Annotated in this window: 18 protein-coding genes and 6 tRNA genes; 19 read left to right on the top strand and 5 right to left on the bottom strand. The window is 66.2% G+C overall.

The window, feature by feature from the left end:
• Positions 1–133 precede the first annotated feature (133 nt).
• The gene (locus tag AC07OC_RS08535; protein WP_218338767.1) at positions 134–520 is read right to left on the bottom strand and encodes an arsenate reductase; all 387 of its coding nucleotides are present in this window, start codon (positions 518–520) and stop codon (positions 134–136) included.
• Between the two features lie 48 nt (positions 521–568).
• Here AC07OC_RS08535 and folC point away from each other — a divergent pair, with 48 nt between their 5' ends.
• The 11 genes from folC to AC07OC_RS08590 all read left to right on the top strand — a co-directional run bounded on the left by folC (position 569) and on the right by AC07OC_RS08590 (position 7148).
• A complete protein-coding gene (gene folC / locus AC07OC_RS08540; RefSeq protein ID WP_218297512.1) occupies positions 569–1894 on the top strand; it encodes a bifunctional tetrahydrofolate synthase/dihydrofolate synthase in 1326 nt (441 codons plus the stop codon).
• 22 nt (positions 1895–1916) lie between these two features.
• Entirely contained in the window at positions 1917–2744 is an 828-nt protein-coding gene (locus AC07OC_RS08545) for an SPOR domain-containing protein (protein WP_218338766.1), read from the top strand.
• 24 nt (positions 2745–2768) lie between these two features.
• On the top strand, positions 2769–3257 hold the full coding sequence (locus tag AC07OC_RS08550; RefSeq protein WP_218338765.1) for a CvpA family protein: 489 nt from the start codon (positions 2769–2771) through the stop codon (positions 3255–3257).
• 78 nt (positions 3258–3335) lie between these two features.
• Positions 3336–4841, top strand: a complete 1506-nt coding sequence (gene purF / locus AC07OC_RS08555) for an amidophosphoribosyltransferase (protein ID WP_218338764.1) — start codon at positions 3336–3338, stop codon at positions 4839–4841.
• A 128-nt stretch (positions 4842–4969) separates the two neighbouring features.
• The gene (gltX, locus tag AC07OC_RS08560; RefSeq protein ID WP_218338763.1) at positions 4970–6397 is read left to right on the top strand and encodes a glutamate--tRNA ligase; all 1428 of its coding nucleotides are present in this window, start codon (positions 4970–4972) and stop codon (positions 6395–6397) included.
• Positions 6398–6462: 65 nt separating this feature from the next.
• Positions 6463–6538 (top strand) — tRNA-Ala (locus tag AC07OC_RS08565).
• Positions 6539–6568: 30 nt separating this feature from the next.
• A tRNA-Glu gene (locus AC07OC_RS08570) sits at positions 6569–6644 on the top strand.
• Positions 6645–6696: 52 nt separating this feature from the next.
• Positions 6697–6773: transfer RNA gene (locus tag AC07OC_RS08575), tRNA-Asp, on the top strand.
• A gap of 64 nt (positions 6774–6837) precedes the next feature.
• Positions 6838–6913 (top strand) — tRNA-Ala (locus AC07OC_RS08580).
• A 30-nt stretch (positions 6914–6943) separates the two neighbouring features.
• Positions 6944–7019 (top strand) — tRNA-Glu (locus tag AC07OC_RS08585).
• 52 nt (positions 7020–7071) lie between these two features.
• Positions 7072–7148: transfer RNA gene (locus tag AC07OC_RS08590), tRNA-Asp, on the top strand.
• Between the two features lie 205 nt (positions 7149–7353).
• Here the strand turns inward: AC07OC_RS08590 and AC07OC_RS08595 are convergent.
• The gene (locus AC07OC_RS08595; RefSeq protein WP_218338762.1) at positions 7354–8232 is read right to left on the bottom strand and encodes a LysR family transcriptional regulator; all 879 of its coding nucleotides are present in this window, start codon (positions 8230–8232) and stop codon (positions 7354–7356) included.
• Positions 8233–8307: 75 nt separating this feature from the next.
• On the opposite strand from AC07OC_RS08595, the gene AC07OC_RS08600 reads away from it, so the two are divergent.
• Positions 8308–8964 carry a GNAT family N-acetyltransferase gene (locus tag AC07OC_RS08600; protein WP_218338761.1) on the top strand — a complete coding sequence of 219 codons (657 nt, stop codon included), beginning with the start codon at positions 8308–8310 and terminating at the stop codon, positions 8962–8964.
• Between the two features lie 166 nt (positions 8965–9130).
• Here the strand turns inward: AC07OC_RS08600 and AC07OC_RS08605 are convergent, their stop codons facing one another.
• The 3 genes from AC07OC_RS08605 to AC07OC_RS08615 form a co-directional block, all read right to left on the bottom strand.
• Positions 9131–9889, bottom strand: coding sequence for a 3-hydroxyacyl-CoA dehydrogenase (locus tag AC07OC_RS08605; RefSeq protein ID WP_218297505.1), 759 nt, complete (start codon positions 9887–9889; stop codon positions 9131–9133).
• A 132-nt stretch (positions 9890–10021) separates the two neighbouring features.
• The gene (locus AC07OC_RS08610; RefSeq protein ID WP_218338760.1) at positions 10022–11074 is read right to left on the bottom strand and encodes an extracellular solute-binding protein; all 1053 of its coding nucleotides are present in this window, start codon (positions 11072–11074) and stop codon (positions 10022–10024) included.
• Positions 11075–11391: 317 nt separating this feature from the next.
• Positions 11392–11940, bottom strand: coding sequence for a phasin family protein (locus tag AC07OC_RS08615; RefSeq protein WP_094290910.1), 549 nt, complete (start codon positions 11938–11940; stop codon positions 11392–11394).
• 199 nt (positions 11941–12139) lie between these two features.
• Between AC07OC_RS08615 and AC07OC_RS08620 the strand changes: the two genes are divergently transcribed.
• The 7 genes from AC07OC_RS08620 to AC07OC_RS08650 all read left to right on the top strand — a co-directional run bounded on the left by AC07OC_RS08620 (position 12140) and on the right by AC07OC_RS08650 (position 20671).
• Complete coding sequence (locus AC07OC_RS08620; protein ID WP_494600824.1) at positions 12140–13084, top strand: histone deacetylase family protein; 945 nt, start codon at positions 12140–12142, stop codon at positions 13082–13084.
• Positions 13081–13566, top strand: a complete 486-nt coding sequence (locus tag AC07OC_RS08625; protein ID WP_369642359.1) for an acyl-CoA thioesterase — start codon at positions 13081–13083, stop codon at positions 13564–13566. Before AC07OC_RS08620 ends, AC07OC_RS08625 begins: the two co-directional genes overlap by 4 nt.
• A gap of 192 nt (positions 13567–13758) precedes the next feature.
• Positions 13759–14979, top strand: coding sequence for a nicotinate phosphoribosyltransferase (pncB, locus tag AC07OC_RS08630; protein ID WP_218297501.1), 1221 nt, complete (start codon positions 13759–13761; stop codon positions 14977–14979).
• A gap of 17 nt (positions 14980–14996) precedes the next feature.
• Positions 14997–16409 (top strand): sodium:proton antiporter, encoded by a 1413-nt coding sequence (locus AC07OC_RS08635; protein WP_218339082.1) that lies wholly within the window; start codon positions 14997–14999, stop codon positions 16407–16409.
• Between the two features lie 172 nt (positions 16410–16581).
• Complete coding sequence (locus AC07OC_RS08640; protein ID WP_494600827.1) at positions 16582–17577, top strand: 2-hydroxyacid dehydrogenase; 996 nt, start codon at positions 16582–16584, stop codon at positions 17575–17577.
• An 80-nt stretch (positions 17578–17657) separates the two neighbouring features.
• A complete protein-coding gene (locus AC07OC_RS08645; RefSeq protein WP_218297498.1) occupies positions 17658–19484 on the top strand; it encodes a DNA recombination protein RmuC in 1827 nt (608 codons plus the stop codon).
• A complete protein-coding gene (locus AC07OC_RS08650; RefSeq protein WP_369642361.1) occupies positions 19481–20671 on the top strand; it encodes an MFS transporter in 1191 nt (396 codons plus the stop codon). Before AC07OC_RS08645 ends, AC07OC_RS08650 begins: the two co-directional genes overlap by 4 nt.
• Positions 20672–20680: the final 9 nt, after the last annotated feature.

The following is a 20680-nucleotide window of genomic DNA, read 5'->3' on the forward strand; positions in this document are numbered from 1 at the left end:
GAGAAACTCCTTTCGGGTCGGTACATAACGCACCAGACTGTGGAAAAGTTTAGGCCGGCAAGGTCAATCCAGGGCCTGGTCGCCGTAAATCTGCGTAAAGATTTGTGCAATTTCCCCGGTCTGTGCGCTTGATTCACGCGGCCGCAGGCCGTTCCATCCAGGTTTGCCACAGATCGGGGGCAAAACCCACCGAGATGTGGGTCTTGCCGCCCTGCTGCCACTCGACCACCGGGCGCTTGATCACGCTGGGCTGGGCCTGCATCAGGGCACTGGCGCTGTCTTCGCCTTGCACGGCTGCCTGGACGTTCGAGTCCAGCTTGCGCCAGGTGGTTCCCTGGCGATTGACCAGCTTCTCCCAGCCGACGGCCAACATCCAGCCGGGGAGGCGGGCGGCGGGAACGCCCTGTTTCTTGAAATCATGGAACGCGTAGTCCAGCCCCTGTTCCGTGAACCAGGCGCGGGATTTCTTGACGGTGTCGCAGTTGGGAATGCCGTAGACGGTGATGTGTGAGGTTGTCATGCCGCGCATCATCCGCCAATTGCGGCCTGGGCGACAATCCCGCCCTGTATGCATACCAAAATCCACACCCTGGAAGGCTGGCTTCGCCACTGCGAACAGCTTCACCCCCGCAATATCGAGATGGGCCTGGACCGCGTCCGTGAAGTGGCGCGCCGGATGGCCTTGCGGTTCGACTGCCCCGTGGTCACCGTGGCGGGCACCAATGGAAAAGGCTCCACCTGCGCCATGCTGGAAGCCGTGGCCCTGCAGGCGGGCTACCGCACCGGGGTGTACACATCGCCCCACCTCGTGCATTTCGAGGAACGGTGCCGTGTGCATGGCGAGATCATTCCTGCTTCGGACCTGATAGCGCATTTCGAAGCTGTGGAAAGCGCCAGGACCCAAAATGGCGATGAAGTCTCCCTTACTTACTTCGAATTCACCACGCTGGCCATCCTGCGCCTGATGAGCCATTCCCGGCTGGATGTGGCCATCCTTGAAGTGGGCCTCGGGGGGCGGCTGGATGCCACCAACATCATTGATGCCGATTGCGCCGTCATCACCAGCATCGACATCGACCACACCGAGTTCCTCGGGCCGGACCGCGAGAGCATCGGCCGGGAAAAGGCCGGCATCATGCGCACGGGGCGCCCGGTGATCGTGAGCGACCCCATGGCGCCGCAGAGCATCGCCGACCACGCCCTCGAAATCGGGGCTGATCTGTGGCGGTTCGGCAAGGATTTCAATTTCTCGGGCGACAAGCTGCAGTGGAACTGGGCCGGCCGGGGTCGCCGCTACGCGGGGCTGGCCTATCCATCGCTGCGTGGCGCGAACCAGCTGATCAATGCCTCGGGCGTGCTGGCCGCGCTGGAAGCCCTGCGCGAACGCCTGCCGGTGACGGCCCAGGCGGTGCGCAATGGCCTGGCCATGGTGGAGTTGCCGGGACGGTTCCAGATCGTGCCTGGCCAGCCCACGCTGGTGCTGGACGTGGCGCACAACCCGCACTCCGTGGCCGCGCTCACGGCCAATCTGGACGCCATGGGCTTCTTTCCCACGACCCACGCGGTCTTCGGGGCCATGGCCGACAAGGACCTGGCCCCCATGCTGGCCAAGGTAGGGCCGCTGATCGACCGCTGGTACTTCACCAATCTGCCCACGCCCCGGGCCGAGACGGCCGCCGTGCTGCAGCAGAAATGGAATGCCGTGCAGATGGTGGCGGGCGGGCGCCGCGACGTCACCTCGACCTTGCACCCGGACCCCATGGATGCCCTGCAGGCGGCAGTCGCCGCGGCGGACCCCGCTGATAGAATCGTGGTCTTTGGCTCGTTTTACACGGTGGGCGGTGTGCTGATCAATGGAACACCTCGCCTGCACGCCAAACATCTGGGCGCATAAGGTCCGCACGAGTCGTTACTCCATGGCATTTTTCAAGTTTCGGTGGCCCGGTCACGGTGAGCAACCTCAGGCCGAAAAGCCGTCCAAGCGTCCGCGCACCCCGCAGGCCGAGAGCATCGAAGTGATGCGCCGGCGTGCCCGCCACCGGCTGATCGGCGCGGCCGTCCTGGTGCTGATCGGGGTGATCGGATTTCCGATGCTGTTCGACACGCAGCCCCGCCCGATTCCGGTGGACATTCCCATCGAAATTCCGGACCGCAACAAGGTCGCTCCCCTGGTGGTGCCCGGGCCCGTGGCCGAAGCGCCAGCGCCCAGGCCTGCGACACCCACGACTGCGGAGGCGCCTGCCCAGCGTCCGGCCCCCCCCGCACGTGGCAACGTGGCCGGCAATGGCCTGACGGAGGGCGAGGAACTGGTGCAGGGGTCGCGCCCCGCGGCATCCAGGCCGGCCGCGGCGGTCACGCCTGCCAAGCCGGAAGCAAAGCCCGAACCCAGGCCTGAGCCCAAACCCGTGCCTGAACACAAGCCCGCAGCACCGCGTCCGGACGACGCTGCGCGCGCCCGTGCCTTGCTGGAAGGCCGTCCGGCGGAATCCGTGGGTGCTGCCGCCAAGGCCGATGAAAACCGGTTCATCGTGCAGGTCGGTGCCTTCGCGGACGCGGACAAGGCCCGGGAAGCGCGCACCAAGGTGGAGCGCGCCGGCATGAAAACCTATACCCAGGTGGTGGATACCAAGGACGGAAAACGCACGCGGGTTCGCGTGGGGCCGTTCGCCGACCGTGCCGAAGCCGACAAGGCGGCAGCCCGGATCAAGGCTCTTGATCTGTCCGCGTCCGTGCTGTCGCTGTAAGGCGCGCGCAGGCTGAGCGTATCCGTGGCTGCCCTGGACTGGATTTTCGTGGTGGTGCTGCTGGCATCGATGCTGATTGGCGCCTGGCGCGGTCTGGTGTTCGAGGTGCTGTCCCTGCTGGGGTGGGTGGTGTCGTTCTTCGTGGCGCAGTGGTTTGCCGAGGACATGGCGGCGGTGCTGCCCATGGGCGAATCGGCGGGCTCGCTGCGCTATGCGGCGGGTTTCGTGGTGGTGTTTGTCGCGTCGGTATTTGCCTGCGGGTTCGTGACCTGGCTGATCAAGAAGCTGGTGGACTCCATCGGCCTGCGTCCGGCGGACCGCACGCTGGGGGCCGTTTTCGGGGTGCTGCGGGGGGCGATGCTGCTGCTGGCGGTGGCCGTGGTGGCCGGACTCACGCCCCTGCGAGAAGCGCCGTGGTGGCAGGAGTCGCAGGGGGCACCGTTGCTGGCCGAAGTGCTCAAGGGCTTGAAACCGGCGTTGCCGGAAGAATTTGGAAGGCATCTGCCTTCTTGATATCGATGCGGCAGTGGCCAGAGGCTGTTGCTGCGAGGTTGCCGCGGGGCTGTTCCCGCAAACGGATGGAATACAACTATGTGTGGAATCGTCGGCGTCGTCAGTCCAGCGCCCGTCAATCAGCTGATCTATGACGCATTGCTGCTCCTGCAGCACCGCGGCCAGGACGCAGCGGGCATCGTGACCCAGCAGGGCCGCAAATTCTTCATGCACAAGGCCAAGGGCATGGTGCGCGATGTGTTTCGCACCCGCAACATGCGGGCGCTGCCGGGCAATGTGGGCCTGGGCCAGGTGCGCTATCCGACCGCAGGCAACGCCTACAGCGAGGAAGAAGCCCAGCCGTTCTACGTCAACGCCCCCTTTGGCATCGTGCTGGTGCACAACGGCAACCTGACCAATGCCCGCGAGCTGCGCACCGAACTGTTCCTGACCGACCACCGGCACACGAACACCGAAAGCGACTCCGAGGTCCTGCTGAACGTGTTCGCGCATGAGCTGGAGCGGTCGACCCGCGGCGTGCCGCTGCAGCCCGAGGACGTCTTCACGGCGGTGCGAGCCGTGCACAAGCGCATCAAGGGCTCCTACGCCGTGATCGCGCTGATCGCCGGCCATGGCCTGCTGGCCTTTCGTGACCCGCATGGCATCCGCCCGCTGGCCATGGGGCGCAGCCAGGATGGCACCGTGATGGTGGGCAGCGAGTCGGTGGCGCTGGAGGGCACCTCGCATGTGTTCGAGCGCAACATCGATCCTGGCGAGGCGATCTTCATCACGCTCGATGGCAAGGTGCATGCCAGCCAGTGCGCGGAAAACCCGCAGCTCAATCCGTGCATCTTCGAGTTCGTGTACCTCGCGCGTCCCGATTCGGTGCTCGACGGGATTTCGGTCTACCAGGCCCGCCTGAACCTCGGCGAAGCGCTGGCCAAGCGCGTGGTGTCCACCGTGCCGCCCAATGAGATCGACGTGATCATCCCGATCCCCGAGTCGAGCCGTCCGAGCGCCACACAGCTGGCGCACCTTTTGGGTATCCCCTACCGTGAAGGTTTCGTCAAGAACCGCTACGTCGGCCGCACCTTCATCATGCCGGGGCAGGGCGTGCGCAAGAAGTCCGTGCGCCAGAAGCTCAATGTGATCGCCAGCGAGTTCAAGGGCCGCAATGTGCTGCTGGTGGATGATTCCATCGTGCGCGGCACCACCAGCCGCGAAATCGTGCAGATGGCGCGCGACGCTGGCGCCCGCAAGGTGTACCTGGCCAGCGCCGCCCCGCCGGTGCGCTACCCGAACGTGTACGGCATCGACATGCCCACCAGCAGCGAGCTCGTGGCACACGGCCGCACGGTCGAAGAGATCCGCCAGGCCATCGGCTGCGATGCGCTGATCTACCAGGATGTGGATGGCATGAAGAAGGCCGTGGGCTCGCTCAATGCGTCCATCGTGGGGTTTGATGCATCGTGCTTTGACGGCGTGTACGTCACGGGGGATATCACCGCCGCCGACATCGCCCGCCTGAACGAGGGGCGCGTGGGCATGGAAGAGGGCGAGGAGGATACTTCCCGCCTGGCGCTTCCGAACGCGCAGGAGGCGTGACGGGGGGAGGGCGCCTTGTGCCCTGCCCTGAATTGCCGGGTACCGGGGCAGGGGCGCGGCCTGGCGCCCCTGCCTTCGGACGGACTGAATCTTGAAACTGGCCCCGAGAGGGGCCAGAACTTATTGACATGACTGAAACATCCACCATTGCTTCCAGCACGGGCCGCGTGCGCACCCGCTTCGCCCCGTCACCGACGGGCTTCATCCACCTGGGCAACATCCGTTCGGCCCTTTATCCCTGGGCCTTCGCGCGGGCGACGGGCGGGGATTTCATCCTGCGCATTGAAGACACCGACCTCGAGCGTTCCAGCCAGGCCGCCGTGGATGTGATCATCGAGGGCATGCGCTGGCTGGGCCTGGACCACGACGAGGGGCCGTTCTATCAGATGCAGCGCATGGACCGCTACAAGGCGGTGCTGGCCGACCTGCAGGCGGCGGGCCATGTGTACTCCTGCTACATGAGCGTGGCCGAGCTGGATGCCTTGCGCGAGAAGCAGATGGCCGCCAAGGAAAAACCCCGGTATGACGGCACCTGGCGCCCCGAGGCCGGCAAGACCCTGCCGCCCGTGCCGCAAGGCGTCCAGCCCGTGCTGCGCTTCAAGAACCCGCAAGGCGGCGTGGTGGCATGGGACGACAAGGTCAAGGGCCGCATCGAGATCAGCAACGACGAGCTCGACGACCTGGTGATTGCGCGCCCCGACGGCACGCCTACCTATAACTTCTGCGTCGTGGTGGACGATATCGACATGGAGATCACCCACGTGATCCGTGGCGACGACCATGTGAACAACACGCCGCGCCAGATCAACATCTTCCGCGCCCTGGGCAAGGAACCGCCGGTGTATGCCCACCTGCCCACCGTGCTGAACGAGCAGGGCGAGAAGATGAGCAAGCGCAATGGCGCCAAGCCCGTCACGCAGTACCGCGATGAGGGCTACCTGCCCGACGCCATGGTCAACTACCTGGCGCGCCTGGGCTGGAGCCACGGCGACGACGAGATATTCAGCCGCGCGCAGTTCCTGGAATGGTTCAACCTGGACCACCTGGGCCGCAGCGCAGCCCAGTTCGACGAGGCCAAGCTGCGCTGGGTGAACGCCCAGCACCTGAAGGCCATGGCCGACGATGCGCTGGCCGCCCTGGTGGCGCCGCAGTTGCAGCAGCGCGGTATTGCGGCCCAGGCACTGGCCGACGGCCGGCTCGCGCGGATCTGCGCGCTGTTCAAGGACCGGTGCGACACGACGGTGGCGCTCGCCAACTGGGCCCAGGTGTTTTACGGTGACGTGACCCCGGTGGATGCCGAGCGCGCACAGCACGTCACCGAAGCCATTGCCCCGGCGCTCGATGCGCTGGCCGATGCGCTGGCCGCCTGCGAATGGGACAAGGCTTCCATCAGCGCTGCATTCAAGCAGGTGCTTGCCAGCCAGGGACTGAAAATGCCGCAACTGGCCATGCCTGCGCGGGTTCTGACCGTGGGCACGGCCCACACTCCGTCGGTCGATGCCGTGCTGGAATTGGTCGGACGTGAAAAAGTTGTAGCGCGTTTGCGAAACCGCTAAAAATCTGTCTATAATTCAAGGCTCAGATGATGACAACAAACACAGTGTGTTTCGAGTCATTCAGTGGGGGTATAGCTCAGCTGGGAGAGCGCTTGCATGGCATGCAAGAGGTCATCGGTTCGATCCCGTTTACCTCCACCAAAGTTTGTTGTCGGTTAGTTCCAAGGTTTTGACCCTATCGTCTAGAGGCCTAGGACATCACCCTTTCACGGTGAGTACCGGGGTTCGAATCCCCGTAGGGTCGCCAAGTTGTAGCGCTTGGCTTGTGTTGATGAAATGCAAGCGAAAGCTGCCTGCCAGGAGTGGTAGTTCAGTTGGTTAGAATACCGGCCTGTCACGCCGGGGGTCGCGGGTTCGAGTCCCGTCCACTCCGCCAGTCAAAAACCCTTGCAGGTCTTTGATATGCAAGGGTTTTTCTTTGGTGTCATCCAGAGAATCGTGGGGGTATAGCTCAGCTGGGAGAGCGCTTGCATGGCATGCAAGAGGTCATCGGTTCGATCCCGTTTACCTCCACCAAGGCTTGTTATCGGTTAGTTCCAAGGTTTTGACCCTATCGTCTAGAGGCCTAGGACATCACCCTTTCACGGTGAGTACCGGGGTTCGAATCCCCGTAGGGTCGCCAAGTTGTAGCGCTTGGCTTGTATTGAGAGATGCAAGCGAAAAGCTGCCTGCCAGGAGTGGTAGTTCAGTTGGTTAGAATACCGGCCTGTCACGCCGGGGGTCGCGGGTTCGAGTCCCGTCCACTCCGCCAGATTCACATGGCACAGCCCGTCGCTGGTTGTGCCATGGCCAAAATTAACGGACTGCAGTACTGATTGCTGCAGTCCGTTTTTCTTTGTCCATTTCCAGTTGTTTTGTGGGTTTCATGGCGGATATCGGTCTTGTGCTCCGGCGGCAGGGAATCACCGCCGCCGACCTCTGCATTGACGGCATGGCGGCGGGCTCCTGCTCTTCCCTCATCCCAGTGACTGCAGGGCCGCCACGGTTTCGCGCAGGCCCCGGTGCAGGCGCTTGTCCCGGCGCATGACGACAGCCAATGTGCGGCGCAGGGGTGGCGACAGCGGCCGTACTTCGAGGCTGCCCTGGTGCCCGTCCCGCACGGCCATGCCCGGCAGCACGGCGCAGCCCAGGCCGGCCGCGACCAGCTCCTTGATCGCCTCCACGCTGCCCAGCGACATGGCCGGCTGCAGTGCCACCCCCGCCCGGGCGAACCAGGCATCGGCGATCCGGCGGGTGTGGCCGCCGGGCTCGTACAGCAGCACGGGATGCCGCGCCAGTTCCTTGGCGCCAATCCGCGCCGGCAGCGCGGTGCCTCGCGGGGCGATCGCGACGAACGGGTCGTCCAGCAGGGGTGACACCTCCAGCATGCGCCCGCTGGCGGGCAGCGTGACCAGTCCCAGGTCCAGCGTGTTGTCCTCCACCGCCTGGACAATGTCGGCCGTGTTGCCGGTGCGCACGGTGATGTCGAGGCCGGGAAAGCACTGCCGCAGCGACCGCAGCACCGGTGGCAGCAGGTAGATGCAGGCCGTCGCGCCGGTGCCCAGGCGTACGCGACCGGTGGCATTGTCGGCATGGCGGGAGACGGCCTCCAGGGCCTCGGCCACCACCGCATCGATGCGGCCCACATGGGCCAGCAACTCGGCACCCGCCGCCGTGGGGCGCAGCACCCGGCCGACGCGCTCGATCAAAGGCGTGCCCAGGCGCTTTTCGAGCTGGCGCACCTGCAGGCTCACGGCCGGTTGGGTGAGGTCCAGGCGCTGCGCCGCGGCAGAGAAGCTGCCGAGTTCAAGGGCGGTGGCAAAGCCGTGAAGCTGGTCGAGATTGATGCGTTCCATGGCAAAGAATTTCTCATACTTTGCATAACTTGAGAAAGCTTCTTTTATGCCTGAAAGCTGGCCACACTGTCGGTCATGCACACCTCGACGACCATTCCCCTGCCCATCTTGAAATCCACCCTGCCAGCGCCACCGAACCGGACTCGTGCCGCCGCCGCCGGGCGCGCCGCACCCGTGGTGCGCGGCGCCAGCGAGAACGACCTGTCCGCCATCCAGGCGCTGTACGCCCACCACGTGCTGCACGGGCTGGCTTCTTTCGAGGAAATACCGCCGACGGTTGATGAACTGCGCGCACGGCGCGCTGCCGTGGTGGCTGCCGGCCTGCCCTATCTGGTGGCGGAACTGGACGGCATGGTGGCCGGGTTTGCCTACGCCGCGCCGTACCGGGCCCGGGTGGCCTACCGCCACACGGTGGAGGACTCGGTGTACGTGGCGCCCGATCTTTCAGGGAGAGGCCTCGGGGCTGCGCTGCTGGGCGAACTCATCCGGCATTGCGAGGCGGGGCCGTGGCGCCAGATGCTCGCGGTGGTGGGGCAGGGCGATGACAACGCCGGCTCGATGGCATTGCATGCCCGCATGGGGTTCGAGCGCATTGGCGCACTGCGCTCCGTGGGCTTCAAGAAAGGCCGCTGGCTGGACACCGTTTTGATGCAGCGGCCGCTGGGTGCAGGGGATTCGGTGCTGCCCGCCGCGCAGCCGCCGCGCCCGGCGCCGCAGCGGCACGCGGCCTAGGCTGGCGGACGCACCGCCGCGCCCCGTGACGCCTGGGGGAAGCGCCCGGCCTCCGCCCTGGTTCTTCCATGAAAAAGCCCCGGACAAGTCCAGGGCTCAGGAGTCATGGGGAAAAATGGCTCCAGCGCTTTCGCAATAAGCGCTGGATGCTATAAATTGAATAGCATCAGCGGGGGGCGAGCCGGATCGCGCCGTCCAGGCGGATCACTTCGCCGTTGAGCATGTCGTTCTCGAAAATGTGCTGCACGAGCTTGGCATAGTCCTGCGGCGTTCCCAGGCGGCTGGGGAAGGGCACTCCGGCCGCGAGCGCATCCTGCACCTCCTGGGGCATGCCAAAGAGCATGGGCGTGCCGAAGATGCCGGGCGCAATCGTCATGTTGCGGATGCCGTTGCGGGCCAGGTCGCGCGCGATGGGCAGGGTCATGCCAACCACGCCGCCCTTGGAGGCCGAATAGGCTGCCTGGCCGATCTGGCCGTCGTAGGCGGCCACGCTGGCGGTGGAGATCAGCGCGCCGCGCTCGCCCGTGGGCTCGGGGTCGTTCTTGCACATCGCCTCGGCGGCCAGGCGGATCATGTTGAAGCTGCCGATCAGGTTCACGGTGACGGTCTTGCTGAAGACGGCCAGCGCGTGCGCACCGTTCTTGCCGACCGTCTTTTCCGCGGGTGCGATGCCCGCGCAATTCACCAGGCCCATCAGCTTGCCCATCGAAACGGCCTTCGCCACCACGGCCTGGCCGTCGGCCTCGCTGCTCACATCGCACTTCACGAAGGCACCGCCAATGTCCTTGGCCACGGCCTCGCCTTTTTCCGCCTGCATGTCGGCAATGACCACCTTGCCGCCCTGGGCGGCCAGCATGCGCGCCGTGCCTTCGCCCAGGCCGGACGCGCCGCCGGTCACGATGAAAACCTTGCCTTTGATGTCCATGTTCTGTCTCCAGTGAGTGACGTTAACGTAAACGTCAATTATGGCGCATCCGCCTGGTTTCCGACAGGCGAAAAAAAGCCCGGCGAGGCCGGGCCTGGCGCAAACCCCGCGCCGCGGGGCCGCACGGGCGGGTTACTGGAAGCCCACGCGGTCCAGCATCTGCTGCACCTTGGTCGTGTTGGCGCCCACCGCGCTGATCGGAATGGTCTCGCTCTTGAAGGGCGCACCGCCGGTCATGGCCTTGAGAGCGGGGTTGTCGATGCTGACGCCCTTGGCGGCGGGCCATTCGTTGTTGCCGTTGGCAAAGTAGTTCTGCGCTTCAGGGCTGACCAGGTACTCGAGGAACTTGATGGCGTTGGCCTGGTTCTTGGCGTGCTTGGCCACCGCGCCGCCGGCAATGTTCAGGTGCGTGCCCCAGGAATCCTGGTTGGGGAACACCACGCCGACCTTGTTGACCACGGCCACGTCCTCGGGCTTGGTCGAGCGCATCATGCGCGCGAGGTAGTAGCTGTTGGTGACGGCGATATCGCATTCGCCCGCGGCCACGGCCTTGATCTGGTCGGTGTCCCCGCCCTTGGGAGGGCGCGCCAGGTTGGCCACCATGCCCTTGAGCCAGGCCTCCGCCTTCTGTTCGCCCAGATGTTCGGTCACGGCGCCGAAGAGGCTCAGGTTGTAGGGATGCGAGCCGGAGCGGATGCACAGCTTGCCCTTGTTCTTGGGGTCGCCGAGCTCCTCATAGGTGTCGACGTCCGACTTCTGCACCTTGATCTTGCTGTAGACGATCACGCGTGCGCGCGTGGACAGTCCGAACCAGGAAATGCCCCCGTCTGCCGCTGGCGCGCTGCGCAGATTGGCGGGAATGGCGTCGCTGAGCACCTTGGACTGGATGGGCTGGAACAGGCCGTCGACTTCCCCCTTGTAGAGGCGGGCGGCATCCACCAGCAGGATCACGTCCGCCGGCGATGCCGTGCCTTCGGCCTTCAGGCGTGCCAGGATGCCGGCGTCGTCCGCATCCACGCGGTTGATCTTGATGCCCGTGGCCTTGGTGAATCCGCTGTACAGCGCTTCGTCGGTGGAGTAGTGGCGGGCCGAGTAGAGATTCACCACCTGGTCCTGGGCGGAAACGGCGCCGGCGGCAACGGCCAGCGTGCACGCGCTCAACAAGGCTTTCACAGTCTTCGACATGGATGCGTCTTTCAAGGTTGTAACTCTGGCGATGATAAAACAAACGCGAATTATTCTTAATAAATGTCTGGGGCGCGCCAAGGAATTCAGAGGGAATTCCTGACTCAGCGCAAGAGCCGGAAGGGTGTTGCCAGGACACGGGCAAAAAAAAGCCCGGTCATGAACCGGGCTTTAAAAGGATCCCTGAAACGGGGGTTTCGAGAGGATCCAAGGAGACAACTGGTGCGCTGTGGAGGGCTTCCGCAGCGCGTGGTTGAATTATCAGGGTATTCCCTGAACGCGGCCTAGAGGTTGCACTCCAGACCGCAGATGGCTCATTAGCGCTTGCGGGGTGCAGCGGTCTTGGCGGCGTTGGCAGCGGTGCTGGCCACGGCGTTGAAGTTGGCTTCGGCCACGTCGGACGCTTGCTTGACGGCCTTCTGCACCGATTCAAAAGCGTTGTTGGCGGCAGAGACGGCGCTCTTCATCACGGCCACGGCGGTTTCGGAACCGGCGGGAGCGTTTTTGGCGGCGCTGTCCACCAGGTTGGTGAATGCCTTTTGCGCGTCGGTGGCCTGGCTCTCGAAAGCCTTGCCGAATTCAGCGCCGGTGCCCGAAGCGATGTCGTACAGGTGGCGGCTGTAGGCGGCAGTCTTCTCAGCCAGTGGCTGGAACAGGCCGGCTTGCAGGGCCAGCAGCTCTTGCGCGTCCTTCACGCCCAGGACGGCCTGGGTGTGGTTGGCGGCTTCCGACAGGGCAGCGCGCGAAGCGGTCACGTTCAGTTCGACCAGCTTTTCCACGCCTTCGAAGGCCTTGGTGGTCAGACCGAACAGGGTTTCGATGTTGGCTTTGTGCGAGGCCAGGATTTGTTCAGCGGTCAGCGTCATGTCATATCTCCTAAAAAATGGGGCCCGGGGGCCAAGGTGGTTCGCGGACATCTGCGCTGGCCCTGACCTAGTGAGTCATGTTGCAGTGCAGCATGGGATGAATTTTAGGCACTTGGCGTGGTATTGCAAGGGGTTTTTGTTGCGCTGCAGCAAATTAGGGACGGCGCCCCAGAAATCCGCCGCTTGCCACAATCGCGTCATGCATGCCTATTACGCAGACCATTTCGTGCTGCCGCTTCCCGAGGGCCACCGGTTCCCGATGGCCAAGTACCGGCTGCTGCGCGACCGCATCACGCAGCACCTGCCCGGCGTGTCGCTGCAGGTGGCCATGCCCGCGTCGGACAGCGAGCTCGCGCTGGCCCACACGCCGGAGTACGTCGATGCGATTGCCGACGGCACGCTGGCACCTCCCGCCCAGCGCGAGATCGGCTTCCCCTGGAGCGAGGCCATGGCCGAGCGCGCACGGCGGTCCGTGGGCGCGACGGTGGCCGCCGCCCGCGTGGCGCTGCGCGAGGGCATTGCGGGCAACCTCGCAGGGGGCACGCACCATGCGTATGCGGACAAGGGCAGCGGCTTCTGCGTGTTCAATGACGTGGCGGTGGCCGCGCGGCTCATGCAGGTGGAATGGGCGCGCACGGAGGGCGTGGGGCGCGTGGCCCGCCCGCTGCGGGTGGCGGTGATCGACCTCGACGTGCACCAGGGCAACGGCACTGCGCACATCTTCCGGGGCGACCACAGCGTGTTCACGCTGTCACTGCACGGGGCGCGCAATTTTCCGTTCCGCAAGGAGCCCGGCGACCTGGATGTCGAACTGCCCGACGGCTGCGCCGACCCCGACTACCTGCAGGCTCTGGAGCAGGCGCTCGAGACCCTGGAGCAGCGGTTCGCGCCCCAGCTCGTTTTCTATCTGGCCGGTGCCGATCCGCACGAAGGAGACCGCCTGGGGCGGCTGGCCGTGACCCACGATGGCCTGGAGGCGCGCGACCGGCGCGTGTTCGACTGGGCGTGGCAGCGCCGCATCCCCCTGGCTTTCGCGATGGCGGGGGGCTATGGCCGCAATCTGGAAGACACGGTGCTGGCGCAGCTGAACACCTGGCGCGTGGCCTGGCACTACCACCAGCGCTGGCAGAATGTGCGGCCATGACTTCTGCCGCCAGCACCACCCCTGCCGCTGCGTCCGCGCCGGCCGCCCGCCCGTCCCCGCAGCCGCGCAGCGCCTACCGGGCCTTTCGCCCCATCACCACGCGCTGGGCGGACAACGACGTGTACGGCCATGTGAACAACGTCGTGTACTACAGCTGGTTCGACACGGCGGTGAATGCCCACCTGATCGACCAAGGCGTGCTCGATATCCATGCGGGCGAGACCATAGGCCTGGTCATTGAAACCCAGTGCAACTACTTCGCGCCACTGGCCTTCCCGCAGACGATCGAGGCCGGCATCCGGGTGGCACGGCTGGGTGGCTCCAGCGTGCGGTATGAGGTGGGCCTGTTTGCCCAGGGCGAGCCGCTGACCGCTGCGGCCGGCCATTTCATCCATGTGTATGTGGACCGCGAGACCCGCCGGCCCGTGCCGGTGCCAGAGGCCCTGCGCAAGGTCCTGCAAGAGCTGGTGGTGGCCGGCTGAGCACTGGCGGGCCTGCTATTGATCCGTTAGCTTCTCGCGCTTCTCCCAAGGGCGCGAAGGGCCTTTTTCCCCAGCGCATGGCGTCGCATGCCCGTGGCGCGGGGGCAGAGTCCCTGCACGGTGCGGGATGCCCCGATGGCCTACACTTTGAGGCTTTGCTGACCAGCCCGCGGTCTGAGGCCTGCCCTGTCCATGATCATCACCAGCCTGCTCGACACCGACCTGTACAAGTTCACCATGATGCAGGTGGTGCTGCACCAGTTTCCGGGGGCTCAGGTCGAATACCGCTTCAAGTGCCGCAACCCTGGCGTGCAGCTGGCGCCGTTCGTCAATGAGATCCGCGACGAGATCCGCTCGCTGTGTTGCCTGCAGTTCCAGGATGCCGAACTGGCCTACCTGCGTTCCATGCGCTTCATCAAGAGCGACTTCGTGGACTTCCTGGGCCTCTTCAAGCTCAACGAGAAGTACATCACCGTCACGCCACAGCACAACGGCGAGATCGACATTTCCATCCGCGGGCCCTGGCTGCACACCATCCTCTTCGAGATCCCGGTGCTGGCCATCGTCAACGAGGTTTACTTTCGCAACACGCAAAAGGTGCCCGACTTCCTGGAAGGCCGCAAGCGCCTGGATGCCAAGATCGCGCTGCTGCAGGGCGAGGGCCTGTCGGACCTCAAGATCGCCGACTACGGCACGCGCCGGCGGTTTTCCCGCGCCTGGCACGAAGAGGTGCTGCGGGTGCTGGTGGCCCGCCTGGGCACGGGCGACCGCCGCCCCGGCGCACCCGCGGGCCCCGGCCAGTTCGCGGGCACCAGCAACGTGCTGTATGCCATGAAGCTGGGCGTGACGCCGCTGGGAACCATGGCGCACGAATACCTGCAGGCCTGCCAGGCCCTGGGGCCGCGCCTGCGCGACAGCCAGGTGTTCGGCTTCGAGATGTGGGCCAAGGAATACCGCGGCGACCTGGGCATCGCGCTGTCCGACGTATACGGCATGAGTGCCTTCCTGCGTGATTTCGACCTGTACTTCTGCAAGCTCTTTGACGGCGCGCGGCATGACAGCGGCGACCCGTTCGCCTGGGGCGAGCGCCTCCTGGACCACTACCGCAAGAACCGGGTGGACCCCCTGACCAAGACGCTGATCTTCAGCGATGCGCTCACCATTCCGCGCACCATCGAGCTGTACCAGCAGTTCCGGGGGCGCTGCCAGCTGGCGTTCGGCATCGGCACCAACCTGACCAACGACCTGGGCAGCCCGCCCGCACACGAGCCTTTGCAGGTGGTCATCAAGATGACGCGCTGCAACGACCAGCCGGTGGCCAAGCTGTCCGACACGCCGGGCAAGGGCATGTGCGACGACGAGAAATACCTGGCCTACCTGCGCCAGGTGTTCGACATCCCCGCGGTGGCATGATGGCCCGCGCCACCCGGATGCCGGCGCCCCGCGCGCTGGGCCTCTTGATCACCCTGCTCGTGTTGCCGGGCCTGGCCGTGGCCGCGGATGTGGACGGCAGCACCCTGTCGGTGCTGTGGGGCGTGCCCTTCGCGGGCATCCTGCTGTCGATCGCGCTCATGCCGCTGCTGGCACCCATTTTCTGGCACCACCATTTCGGCAAGGTCGCGGCCGCGTGGGGCCTGGCGTTTCTGCTGCCGTTCGCCATCGCCTTCGGCCCTGGCGTGGCCGGGGCCAGCCTGGTGCATGCGCTGCTGGCCGAGTACATCCCGTTCGTGGTGCTGCTCACGGCGCTGTTCACCGTGGCGGGGGGCATCTACATCCGCGGCAACCTGCATGGCAGCCCGGGGCTCAACACCGCCCTGCTTGCGATCGGGGCGCTGCTGGCCAGCTTCATGGGCACGACGGGGGCCTCGATGCTGCTGATCCGTCCGCTGATCCGCGCCAACGACAACCGCCGGCACGTGGCGCACGTGGTGGTGTTCTTCATCTTCATCGTGTCCAACGCGGGGGGCTCGCTCACCCCGCTGGGCGATCCGCCACTGTTCCTCGGTTTTCTCAAGGGCGTCGATTTCTTCTGGACGGTGGGCCACATCTTTCCGGAAACATTGTTCCTGGTCGGTGCGCTGCTGGCGATATTCTTCCTGCTGGACACCTGGTACTGCCGACGCCGCGAGGAGGTGCTGCCCGCCGACCCGACGCCCGACAGCCGCTCCATCGGCTTCGACGGGAAGATCAACTTCGCCTTGCTGGGCGCGGTCGTCGCGCTGGTGCTGCTCAGCGGCTTCTGGAAGTCGAGCGTGGCGTTCGACGTCGCGGGCACCCTGGTGGGGCTGCCGGGCATCGTGCGCGATGCGGGGCTCGTGCTGGTGACGCTCGCATCGCTGTGGCTCACCCCCCGGCAGGTGCATGCCGACAACCAGTTCGGCTGGGCGCCGATGCAGGAGGTGGCCAAGCTGTTCGCGGGCATCTTCCTCACGATCATTCCGGTCATCGCCATGCTCAAGGCGGGGAACCAGGGACCGTTCGGCGCCATCATCTCGGCGGTGACCCGGCCGGACGGCGCGCCCGACCCGGCCATGTATTTCTGGGCCACCGGCCTGCTGAGTTCGTTCCTCGACAATGCGCCCACCTACCTTGTGTTCTTCAACACGGCGGGTGGCGACGCGGCGGTGCTGATGACCACGCTGGCACCCACCCTGGCCGCCATTTCCGCGGGTGCCGTGTTCATGGGCGCCAACACCTACATCGGCAATGCCCCCAACCTCATGGTCAAGGCCATCGCGGAAGACCGGGGCGTGAAGATGCCCAGCTTCTTCGGCTACATGCTGTGGTCGGGCGGCATTCTGGTGCCGCTGTTCATTGTCATGACCTTCATCTGGTTCCGGTAGTGACCATCCCCCTGCGCGGCTGCGCCGCTTCCCCCTTCTCTCATCGCTGCGTGATGGGAAGGGGGATGCCACCAGAGTGCAGCGGGGCGGCCCTTGCACGGTGGCCGCTGGTGCGGGCCGCGCCAGTTGCAAGGCACGGCAACCGTATCGATACATTGGAGACTAAAGATTCATGAGCAAACCCCGCATCCTGGTCGCCCGCGCCATCTTCCCCGACATCGTGGGGCGCCTGCGCGCGCACTTCGAGGTCGAGGCCAACCCGGACGACGTGATCTGGACCCCGGCCGAGCTGGCCGCGCGCCTGGCCGACAAGGATGGCGTGCTGACCACCGGCAGCCAGCGCATCGACGCGGCCCTGCTGGCCGCCGCGCCGCGCCTGAGGATCGCGGCCAACATGGCCGTGGGCTACAACAACTTCGACGTGGACGCCATGACGGCGGCCGGCGTGCAGGGCACCAACACGCCCGACGTGCTGACCGAAACCACCGCCGACTTCGGCTTCGCGCTGCTGATGGCCACGGCCCGGCGCATGACCGAGAGCGAGCATTACCTGCGCGCCGGCCGGTGGACCAAGTGGAGCTACGACATGTTCGCCGGCAGCGACATCCACGGCAGCACGCTGGGCATCATCGGCATGGGGCGCATCGGGCAGGGCATCGCCCGGCGTGGCGCGCACGGCTTTGGCATGAAGGTGGTCTACCACAACCGCTCGCGCCTGCCGCCCGCGCTGGAGGCCGAATGCAAGGCCAGCTACCTGGGCAAGGAAGATCTGCTGCGCACCGCGGACCATGTGGTGCTGGTGGTGCCTTACACGCCTGCCTCGCACCACACCATCGGCGCCGCCGAGCTGTCGCTCATGAAGCCCACGGCCACGCTCATCAACATTGCGCGCGGCGGCATCGTGGACGATGCCGCGCTGGCCGCGGCGCTGCGGGAAGGCCGCATCGCGGCAGCGGGCCTCGATGTGTTCGAGGGCGAGCCCGGCGTGCACCCCGATCTGCTCACCGTGCCCAACGTGGTGCTCACGCCCCACATTGCCAGCGCCACCGTGCCCACGCGCCGTGCCATGGCCAACCTGGCGGCCGACAACCTGATCGCCTTCCTGGGGGGGCGTGGGCCGCTCACGCCGGTGAACCAGCCGGTGCCCGGCCCGCGTGGCCGGCAGTGACATCGAGAATTTAAGCAAAAAGGGCCGCTGGCGCTTTATTCATATTCGCAAGCAGCTATCAAAAACATAGTATTCCTGCCTTGACTACCGATACCCTCATCCTGCTGGCCGCGCTGGCTCTCGTGCTGGTTTTGCTGGTGCTGCTCATGCTTCGCCGCCCCCGCGTCGATCTGCCGCCCGAGTGGCTGGCCCGCCTGCAGGCGCTGGAACACACCGCCCAGGCCACGCAGATTGCCGTGGCCAAGAACGATGGCGCGCTGGACGGCATGGGCCAGCAGCTGCGCGGCTTCACGCACACCACGCAGGCCACGCTGGAGACCCTGCGCCACGCGGTGGATGAGCGCCTGGCCCAGGCCGTGGCCGAGTCCCGCAACGGCCGCGCTGAACTGCTGGCGGCGTTCGGCGTGTTCGAAGGGCGGCTGGAGCAGCGCCAGGCCGCGCAGGATGCGGCCCTGGCCCAGCGTTTCGATGCCTTGCAGAATGCCGTGGCCGGGCGGCTGGAAGAAAGCAGCAAGGCCCTGCTGGCCCATCTGGCGCAGGGCCAGGCCGATGCCGCCACCGCGCGCACCGAGCTGTCGGCCACCCTGGTGGGCTTTCGCACCGAACTCACGGCCACCACGGCCGCGCTGGCGGCCGAAAGCGTCAAGTCGCGCGAGGCGATGGGCGAAAGCGCCGCGCTGTTCGAAAAGCGCATCCAGGAGCGCTTCGAGGCCCTGCAGGCGGCCACGCGCCTCACGCTCGATTCGCTCAAGGGCGACATCCAGACCCAGCTGGGCACGATGTCCAGCGCGCTCAAGGACCAGCTGGAAGCCAATGGCTTCCAGATCAGGAACCAGTTCTCGGTGCTGCAGGATGCGGTCTCGCAGCAGCTCACGGGGCTGGTGCAGGGCAGCCAGCAAAACGCGGAGCAGCTGCGCAACGCGCTCAACGAGCGGCTGGCCGCGATCCAGGCCGACAACTCCACCAAGCTCGAGGAGATGCGCCGCACGGTGGACGAAAAACTCCACGCCACGCTGGAGCAGCGCCTGGGCGAATCCTTCAAGCTGGTGAGCGACCGGCTCGAACAGGTGCACAAGGGCCTGGGCGAAATGCAGACCCTGGCGGGCAGCGTGGGGGACTTGAAGCGTGTGATGACCAACGTGAAGTCGCGCGGCACCTGGGGCGAAATGCAGCTGGGCGCCATCATCGACAACGTGCTCACGCCCGACCAGTTCGCGCGCAACGTCAAGACCGTGCCGGGCAGCGATGAGCTGGTGGAGTTCGCCATCCGCCTGCCGGGCAAGAGCGACGAGCATCCGGTGTGGCTGCCCATCGACTCCAAGTACCCCGTGGAGCAGTACCAGCGGCTCATGGACGCGCAGGACGCGGCCGACAAGGGGCTGATCGCCTCGGCCGGCAACGCGTTCGAGGCCTCGATCAAGCTCGAAGCCAAGAAGATCTTCGCCAAGTACGTCTCGCCGCCGCACACCACGGACTTCGCCGTGCTGTACCTGCCCACCGAAGGCCTGTTCGCCGAGGTGATACGCCGCCCCGGCCTGGTCGAGGCCATCCAGAACGACTGCCGCGTGATGATCACCGGCCCCGCCAACCTGGCCGCCATGCTCAACAGCCTGCAGATGGGCTTCAAGACACTGGCCATCGAGAAACGCTCGTCCGAGGTGTGGAGCCTGCTGGGCATGGTCAAGACCGAATTCGCCAAGTTTGGCGACGTGGTGGAGGCCACCAAGAAGTCCATCGACGCGGCGGCCAAGCGTTTCGACGAGGTGGGGGTGCGCACCCGCGCCATCCAGCGCAAGCTGCGTGATGTGCAGGACCTGCCGGCGCCCCCCGGCGCCACCCTGCCGCTGCCCGTGGGCGGTGGCACGGCGGCGCTGCCCGGACTGGACGCGGAGGACGACCCGCTGTGAACCGGGCACTGGCCCGTCTGATCGCAGGGCAGGTCTGCGTGCATGCCAGCATGGCCGGCATGCGCCTGGCCGCGCCGCTGCTGGCGCTGCGCGAAGGGTACAGCGCGGCGGCGGTGGGGCTGCTGGTGGCGCTGTTCGCGCTCACCCAGGTGTTCCTTGCCCTGCCCGCGGGCCGGTACGCGGACCGCCGCGGCCTCAAGCGCCCCGTGGGCTATTCGGTGGCCGTGGCCTGCGTGGGCGCGGGGCTGGCGGTGGTGTTTCCGACCTTTCCCGTGCTGTGTGTCTCCGCGCTGATGACCGGTGCGGCGGCGGGCCTGGCCACCATAGCGGTGCAGCGCCACGCCGGCCGCGCGGTCCATGACGCCACCGAACTCAAGCAGGTGTTCAGCTGGCTGTCCATCGGCCCGGCGGTGTCCAACTTCATCGGGCCTTTTTGCGCGGGCCTGGCCATCGACCACGCGGGTGGCGCGGCGGGCAGCCTGGAGGGCTACCGCGCGGCCTTCGTGCTGCTTGCGCTGCTGCCGCTGCTCAGCTGGTTGTGTGTGCGCGGCACGCAGGAACTGCCCAGCGTCGCCGCCGCCACGGGCGGCCCGCCCCAGCGGGCGTGGGACCTGCTGAACGACCCGCCGTTTCGCCGCCTGCTGATCGTGAACTGGCTGATCTCCTCATGCTGGGACGTGCACGCTTTTGCGGTGCCGCTGCTGGGGCACGAGCGTGGGCTGTCGGCCGCGGTGATCGGCACCATCTTCGGCGCGTTTGCGATCGCCGCCACGGTGATCCGCGTGCTCATGCCCTTTGTCGCCGAGCGCCTGCGCGAGCGCGGCGTGATGGCGGGGGCCATGCTGGTGACGGCGGTGCTGTTCGGGGCCTATCCGCTGCTGGACAGCGCATTCGCCATGGGGGTGTGCTCGGTGCTGCTGGGTTTTGCGCTGGGCACCGGGCAGCCCATGGTGATGAGCCTGCTGCACCAGATCACGCCATCGCACCGCCAGGGCGAGGCGCTGGGCCTGCGGCTGATGGCCATCAATGCATCGAGCGTGCTGATGCCGCTGCTGTTCGGGTCGGCCGGCGCGGTGATCGGGGTCAGCGGCCTGTTCTGGGCCGTGGGCGCGACGGGGCTGGGTGGCGCCCGGCTGGCGTGGCGCATCGGCGGGGAGAAGCCGGAGAAAGCGCACGGGCCGCAGTAGCGTGGCGGG

It is taken from the genome of Acidovorax sp. GW821-FHT10E04, from assembly GCF_059415185.1.

Bases quoted from the DNA above. Each gene is read 5' to 3' on its own strand.
- AC07OC_RS08615 (WP_094290910.1), bottom strand. From the start codon at position 11,940: ATGACGCTGACCGCTGAACAAATCCTGGCCTCGCACAAAGCCAACATC.
- AC07OC_RS08640 (WP_494600827.1), top strand. From the start codon at position 16,582: ATGAGCAAACCCCGCATCCTGGTCGCCCGCGCCATCTTCCCCGACATC.
- AC07OC_RS08620 (WP_494600824.1), top strand. From the start codon at position 12,140: ATGCATGCCTATTACGCAGACCATTTCGTGCTGCCGCTTCCCGAGGGC.
- purF (WP_218338764.1), top strand. From the start codon at position 3,336: ATGTGTGGAATCGTCGGCGTCGTCAGTCCAGCGCCCGTCAATCAGCTG.
- AC07OC_RS08535 (WP_218338767.1), bottom strand. From the start codon at position 520: ATGACAACCTCACACATCACCGTCTACGGCATTCCCAACTGCGACACC.
- AC07OC_RS08605 (WP_218297505.1), bottom strand. From the start codon at position 9,889: ATGGACATCAAAGGCAAGGTTTTCATCGTGACCGGCGGCGCGTCCGGC.
- AC07OC_RS08625 (WP_369642359.1), top strand. From the start codon at position 13,081: ATGACTTCTGCCGCCAGCACCACCCCTGCCGCTGCGTCCGCGCCGGCC.
- AC07OC_RS08600 (WP_218338761.1), top strand. From the start codon at position 8,308: ATGCACACCTCGACGACCATTCCCCTGCCCATCTTGAAATCCACCCTG.
- AC07OC_RS08545 (WP_218338766.1), top strand. From the start codon at position 1,917: ATGGCATTTTTCAAGTTTCGGTGGCCCGGTCACGGTGAGCAACCTCAG.
- folC (WP_218297512.1), top strand. From the start codon at position 569: ATGCATACCAAAATCCACACCCTGGAAGGCTGGCTTCGCCACTGCGAA.
- AC07OC_RS08595 (WP_218338762.1), bottom strand. From the start codon at position 8,232: ATGGAACGCATCAATCTCGACCAGCTTCACGGCTTTGCCACCGCCCTT.
- gltX (WP_218338763.1), top strand. From the start codon at position 4,970: ATGACTGAAACATCCACCATTGCTTCCAGCACGGGCCGCGTGCGCACC.
- AC07OC_RS08610 (WP_218338760.1), bottom strand. From the start codon at position 11,074: ATGTCGAAGACTGTGAAAGCCTTGTTGAGCGCGTGCACGCTGGCCGTT.
- AC07OC_RS08635 (WP_218339082.1), top strand. From the start codon at position 14,997: ATGCCGGCGCCCCGCGCGCTGGGCCTCTTGATCACCCTGCTCGTGTTG.
- pncB (WP_218297501.1), top strand. From the start codon at position 13,759: ATGATCATCACCAGCCTGCTCGACACCGACCTGTACAAGTTCACCATG.